Raw genomic sequence first — 6387 nt, 5'->3', positions numbered from 1 at the left:
CGGTAGTTCAGTCGGTTAGAATACCGGCCTGTCACGCCGGGGGTCGCGGGTTCGAGTCCCGTCCGCTGCGCCATATTTGCTTCCACTAAGGCCCACTGAGCGCCTGGAAGCCACGGAAATAGCGGCCTTGTGCCGCTTTTTTCGTTTCTGGAATCCACTGGATTCCACCTCCAGCCACTTGAAAATTGACCCACGGCCGATTGCTGATCGTTGTCCCAATAATTGTGGATGACCTTAGCAGCAGTGTCTTCGCTGAAAACTCATCTGGCCCCACCGCATGCAGGCCTGCTGAACGCGGTCTACGGTGCAGTTCAAACGGCTCATCGCCCTCGATACTCTCTTCGTCCTTGCGCTTTCGTTCACACGATTTGATCTTTCTCTGGGCGGCCAAGGTGCTGTGTTGCAGGCGGTAGGACTCGTTGTCCATTTCGACGATAGGACAGCTGTGTGTCAGCCGATCCACTTGGTAAGTGGCGATATCGGGCAATGAGCCCAGCGCTTGCAACGTTGCAACCTGAACAAACCGACGTCCCGGTTAAATCTTGAATTGCCTCAACAGGCCTTCAAGGCGATGACCGATGGCGTACAGTTCATCGACTGTGTGTACGCCGCTTTGCGTCTGGTCTGCGACGTTTTCAATCGCGTGGGCTATCTGATGGACGCTCCGATTGATTTCTTCGGCGACCGACGTCTGCTCTTGCGCGGCGCTGGCGATGTGCGCGTTCATCGTATTGATAGTGACGATCAACTCGACCGCTTTGCCCAGCGATTGCCCGGCTTGTTCCGCGTGCAGGCTGGCACCATGACCTGCTGCGCCTGAATGGCTCATCGCAGTGACGACCTTGGTTGTGGCCAGGTTAAGGCGCTCGATCATCGCTTGAATTTCCTGGGTACTAAGTTGCGTCCGGCTTGCCAGCGCGCGTACTTCATCGGCAACCACTGCAAATCCGCGCCCCGCGTCCCCGGCTCGTGCCGCTTCGATCGCGGCATTAAGTGCCAGAAGGTTGGTTTGCTCTGCGATCGAGCGGATGACATCAAGCACCGTGACAATGCCTTCTACATCGCCTTGCAGGCTTTTCAACGAGACGCCTCCCGCGGACAAGTCCTCGGTCAGGGTGCCCAGTCGGGCGATGCTTTCATTGACGACCTGCCTGGCGTGCTGGGCCTGCAAATCGGTTTCGCCTGCTGCATCTGACGCGCTCTGAGCACTGATGGCTACCTCTTGCGCCGCGGATGACATTTGATTAATTGCTGCGGCGACCTGATCGGTTTCCTGGCGTTGCTGTTCCATGACCTGATCGATGCATTTGCTCTGTTCGGCCACTTGGGTGACCGATGTATTCAGCTCTCGGGCCATGCCGACGATCTGGCTGACCAGCCCATGAATCTTATCCGCGAAGGCGTTGAACGACACGGCCACCTGGCCGAACTCGTCGCGGCTGATGGGTAAGCGCCGCGTCAGATCGCCTTCGCCCGCTGCGATCTCATCAAGGTGCTCACGAATCCGTGACAGGGGGCGCAGGCTGCTTTTAACCAATAACAAGGCGAGCACGCCGGTGATTCCGAGCGCAACCAAGGCGATGACGGTTATCCCATAGACAAGGCTGCGCACGCGCTGATGGATTTCCCCTCGTACTTTGGCAACCTGGCTTTCGATACTGTCCAGGTTAATCGCGGTGACCACGACCATGTCCCAAGCAGGCAGGTAAAAGCTGTAAGCAAGCTTGGGAACGACTTTATCCGTATTGATCAGGGCGCCTGAATAATTGACGAAGTGGGTGTCGTTCTTCGCTGCGGCCACCATTTCCCGGTTCAGGTAAATTCCATTCTTGTCTTTGCGGTCGCTCATGTTAGTGCCGACGCCTTCGCGGCTGTCGCCCCGAAACATGCGTACGACCTGACTGTCGTAACCGATGAAATAGCCGTCGTCCCCATACTTCATTTGGGACAGTCGCGCGATCGCCAGCGCACGCGTTGCTTTGTCCCCCGTCTCTGCCTGCGCATACAGTTCCGCTACTGAGGTTCGGGCAAGGTTGGCGTAGTCTTTCAAGCGCTCCCGGCTTTCATCAAGCAGGCGTTCCCGAGTCACCGTGACTTCTTGCTCGGCGCTCGACAGCAGAGTGGTGCTCGTTGTCAGCGCCAGCACCGTGGACAACAGCACCACCGGGGCCAGCACCAGCATCAGTACTTTGTTTTTAAACAGCATGCTTGGGGTTCCTCACCTGAATCTGTATGAACGCGGCCGCAAGGGCCGCGATCGTCGACTTACTAAAGGGCGATGTCATAGGTGAGGTAGAGGCGATTGCTGTCGCGGCCGCGGGAGAACTCAGAACGGTAGACATAGTTGCGCATGCGCACGCCCAGCCCCTTGAACGTGCCGGCTTGCACAACGTAAGCCAGCTCGGTATCACGCTCCCATTCCTTGACCGTGGTCGTGGACTTGCCGTCATTGCCGCTCAGGTAGCGCGTTGAAAAGGTCAAGCCGGGCACGCCGACGGCGGCGAAGTTGTAGCCGTAGTTGAGCATCCAGGTCTTCTCATCCTCCTCAATGAATTTGCCGATGCCGGCATTACTGAACGAGTAGACAGTTGCGCCGCTGATGTAGGGTAAACCGGCATCACCGCGAAGGGTTTGGTAGCCGCCTCCGACGGTATGGCCTGCGATCACGTAGGACAACTGGCCGCTGAGCATGTCATTGTCGATTTTGCCTGCGTAGGCAGAGCCGCTATCAACGCTGTTGAAGTAGCGCAGGTCGCTGGTCAACACGCCACCGGCAAGCGGAAGGTCGTGCTGGATGCCGGCAAAGTTCTGTCGGTAAAAGTTCTCCAGCTCCCCGTAGAAATAGCTCAGGCGAACATTCTTACCCCATTTGTACTCGGCCCCGGCGTAATTGAAATCTCCCGATTTTTCCCCGCTGTAGCCATCAGGCACGATCGGCACGCTGTCGGTGGAGTCCCGTAATTTGAAACGGTCCAGATGCCCTCCGGTGACGGTCAGGTTCTCAATGTCGGTGCTACTGACCTGGGTGCCCTGGTAGGTCTGGGACAATAAGCGTGCATCGTTGTAAATCAGCACCGGTGTCTTGGGCAGCAAGGTGCCGTACTTGACGGTGGTTTTGGCGAACCTGACTTTTGCGGTAGCGCCGGCGCTGGCAAACTCGTCGGCCGCTCGCCCGTCATCATGCACCGGCATAAGCCCGGTACCACTGCGACCGCGCCCTGAATCAAGCTTTACGCCATACAGCCCCAGGGCATCCACGCCGAAGCCGAGGGTGCCGGCGGTAAATCCGGACTGATAGTCCAGCAGAAATCCCTGGGCCCACTCGGTGCGTTCGCTTTTTGCGGTGCGCGCAGCCCGTGCGCTCAAGCCGTGCTCGTCGCGAAAGTTCTCGTTGAAATACACGTTACGCAGTTGCAGCTTGAGTTTGCTGTCATCAATAAAACCTTCGGCGTTGGCCCCTGCGACGGGTACCAGGCCTAACGCGCAAAACAAAGCCCGACGGGTATACACATGGTTCATGGCAAATGACTCGTTGTTGTTATTTGGGGTACAGGGCGACACGCGCCTCGTGAGTGAGGCGCGATGGAAGGCAGCAGAGGTTGTGGGTGAATCAGGTGAACAGGCTGATGGCCCCGGTCAACAAGGCCAGCGCGGTGACGACCAGAGAGGTCAGCACTGCCCATTTGACGGTGGCCTTCTGGAAGTCGCCAATATCGCGATCGACCATGCCCACCAGCAACAGGGTCGAGGCCACCAGCGGACTCATGAGGTGAACGGGCTGCCCCAGGATCGAGGCGCGCGCGATTTCCACCGGGTCGATGCCATAAGCGGCGGCGGCATTGGCCAGGATCGGCACCACACCAAAATAGTAAGCGTCATTGGACAGTACAAAGGTCAGCGGCATGCTGGTGATGGCAACCACCAATGGAAACAGGTGACCCCAGGACGGCGGGATCCAGTCGACGAGGGTCTGTGCCAGGGCATCCACCATCTTTGTGCCGGAGAAGATCCCGGCAAAGATCCCGGCGGCAAATACCAGCAACACCACAGTCATGGCATTGCCCGAGTGCGCCAGGATGCGTTCTTTCTGAATGTCCAATTGCGGGTAGTTGATCATCAGCGCGAGCACGAAGCCGATCAGGAACAGGATCGCGGAATGCATCAGCCCCATCACCAGGGCCGCCATCACCGCTATAACCAGCACCAGATTGACATACGCCAGCTTCGGACGTTTGTGGGGCGTGTCCTCAAGAATCGCGTTGATGTAGCAATCGCCGCCGCCGCTTTGCAGTTGCACGTTGCCGATACGCTTGCGCTCTGCGCGACCCAGTATGAAGGCCGTGAAGATCACCCACAGGGCACCGCCGATCATGGTCGGCAGCAACGGCACGAAGTATTCACCCGCATCCAGGCCCAGCGCGGCAATAGCCCGTGTCGCGGGGCCGCCCCAGGGCGTCATGCCACTCATGATGCTCAGCGACAGCATGGAGATGGTCGCGAGGATCATCGGGTTCATGCCGATACGTTTATACAGCGGCAGCATCGCTGCGCAGGTGATCATGTAGGTCGTTGTGCCGTCGCCATCGAGAGCCACCAACAACGACAGTAAGGCAGTGCCTACCGCGATCTTCATCGGGTCGCCATTGACCCGCTTCAGGATTTTGCGGATCAGCGGGTCGAACAAGCCTGCGTCGATCATCAGGCCGAAGAACAGGATGGCAAACAACAGCAGTGCGGCAGACGGTGCGACCATTTTCAGGCCGTCTAGCATCATCTTGCCGGTGGTGCCGCCAAAGCCACCTATGACCGCGAAGACAATAGGCACCACAGTGAGTGCGACGATCGGCGACAAGCGTTTCGTCATGATGAGGAAGGTGAATACGACCACCATGGCCAAGCCAAGGAAAGCGAGCATAGAACGATTCTCTTGTTGTTATCGTAAAAATGGCTGACGCCGAGGCGCACGAGCCCTGACCCGCCGGGCGGCACAACGGCGCCTGGCGGGGAGGGGGGTCAGTCAAGTCAGGGGGGAGGTGTTATCCGGTTTTCTCTAGGCGCGTTTAGCGACCTTCAAATCTTTCCAGGCGTTTCCTGGTGCCTCGGAAGATTTTGCGTCGAGCATCCGGTTCAGCGTTTCGCGGTGGCAGGCATTTTCAGACATCGAAATCACTACCGTTGCTACAGCGTTACTGGCCAAGCTGGTCAGGGCGCGCGCTTCAGACATGAAGCGGTCAACGCCGATCAGCAATGCCAGGCCGGCCAAGGGGATGTCGTGAATGACCGTCAGGGTCGAGGCAAGCGCCACGAACCCGCTGCCAGTAACGCCGGCGGCACCTTTGGAGGACAACAGCATGATCGCCAGCATGGTGATGATTTGCGTCAGGCTCAGGTCGATGTTGCAGGCCTGGGCAATGAAAATCGCCGCCAACGACAGGTAGATGGCCGTGCCGTCCAGGTTGAATGAGTAGCCGGTGGGCAGTACCAGGCCCACGACGCCTTTTTTGCAACCCAGTGCTTCGAGTTTCTCCAGCATGCGCGGCATCACAGGTTCCGTGGAAGAGGTGCCGAGTACCACCAGGAACTCTTCCCGAAAGTAGCGCAGCAGTTTCCACAGACTGAAGCCGTTGGCTCGGCAAATGCTACCCAGTACCACGAAGACGAAAAAGCCGCAGGCGATGTACAAGGTCATGATCAACTTCGCCAGCGAACCCAGCGAGGTGATGCCGTACTGGCCGACAGTGAACGCCAAGGCTCCAAAAGCGCCGACCGGTGCAAAACGCATCAGGTAAGAAAAGATCTTGAAGACCATTTGCGAGGCGGATTCGAGCACGTCGAGTACCGGTTTGCCACGCTCGCCCAGCGACGACAAGGCAAAGCCGGACAACACCGCAATAAACAGCACCGGCAACACCTCACCTTTACTGAAGGCGCCGATAAAAGTCTCGGGAATGATGTGCATGAAAAACTCCACAACCCCAAGCTTTGCGGCCGACTCCGTGTATTGGGCCAATCCTTTAGTGCTCAACTGGGTGGGATCAATGTTCATGCCGGCGCCCGGCTGGAACACGTACACCGCGACCAGGCCAATCAATAGGCTGATCACCGTCAGGACGAAGAACAGCAGCATGGTTTTGCCGAGCAGGCGTCCGAGCGAGCGTTTGTCGCTCATCCCGGCGATACCGGTGACGATGGTGCAGAACACCACGGGGGCAATCATCATCTTGATAAGTTTGATGAACGCGTCACCCAGCGGTTTGAGTGCAATGGCCTGCTGGGCCCAGAAATGCCCGACCACGATGCCGAGCACCACGGCGCAGAGAATCTGGAAGTAGAGCGATTTAACAACTTTCATGGCATCACCCATTTTTAGAATTGTGCGGATGCAAA

General features: G+C 57.8%; 4 protein-coding genes and 1 pseudogene. All 5 read right to left on the bottom strand.

The window, feature by feature from the left end:
• Positions 1-313: 313 nt before the first annotated feature.
• Positions 314-463 (bottom strand): annotated as a pseudogene (locus AOA61_RS27695) (AAA family ATPase); the annotation flags it as partial.
• A 72-nt stretch (positions 464-535) separates the two neighbouring features.
• Entirely contained in the window at positions 536-2206 is a 1671-nt protein-coding gene (locus AOA61_RS27690) for a methyl-accepting chemotaxis protein (RefSeq protein WP_099603158.1), read from the bottom strand.
• 62 nt (positions 2207-2268) lie between these two features.
• Positions 2269-3519 (bottom strand): OprD family porin, encoded by a 1251-nt coding sequence (locus tag AOA61_RS27685; RefSeq protein WP_099603157.1) that lies wholly within the window; start codon positions 3517-3519, stop codon positions 2269-2271.
• A gap of 91 nt (positions 3520-3610) precedes the next feature.
• Positions 3611-4915: a CitMHS family transporter gene (locus AOA61_RS27680; protein WP_032885984.1), complete on the bottom strand. Its 1305-nt coding sequence runs from the start codon at positions 4913-4915 to the stop codon at positions 3611-3613.
• Positions 4916-5050: 135 nt separating this feature from the next.
• Entirely contained in the window at positions 5051-6364 is a 1314-nt protein-coding gene (locus tag AOA61_RS27675) for a dicarboxylate/amino acid:cation symporter (protein WP_032885986.1), read from the bottom strand.
• Between the last annotated feature and the right edge of the window lie 23 nt (positions 6365-6387).

This window comes from Pseudomonas sp. 2995-1, assembly GCF_002742505.1.
Taxonomy (GTDB): domain Bacteria; phylum Pseudomonadota; class Gammaproteobacteria; order Pseudomonadales; family Pseudomonadaceae; genus Aquipseudomonas; species Aquipseudomonas sivasensis.
Note: the sequence above shows the minus strand (reverse complement) of the source record. Positions and strands in the feature narration are given on the sequence as shown.

Coding starts and splice junctions, on each gene's coding strand:
- AOA61_RS27690 (WP_099603158.1), bottom strand. CDS start 2,206: ATGCTGTTTAAAAACAAAGTACTGATGCTGGTGCTGGCCCCGGTGGTG.
- AOA61_RS27685 (WP_099603157.1), bottom strand. CDS start 3,519: ATGAACCATGTGTATACCCGTCGGGCTTTGTTTTGCGCGTTAGGCCTG.
- AOA61_RS27680 (WP_032885984.1), bottom strand. CDS start 4,915: ATGCTCGCTTTCCTTGGCTTGGCCATGGTGGTCGTATTCACCTTCCTC.
- AOA61_RS27675 (WP_032885986.1), bottom strand. CDS start 6,364: ATGGGTGATGCCATGAAAGTTGTTAAATCGCTCTACTTCCAGATTCTC.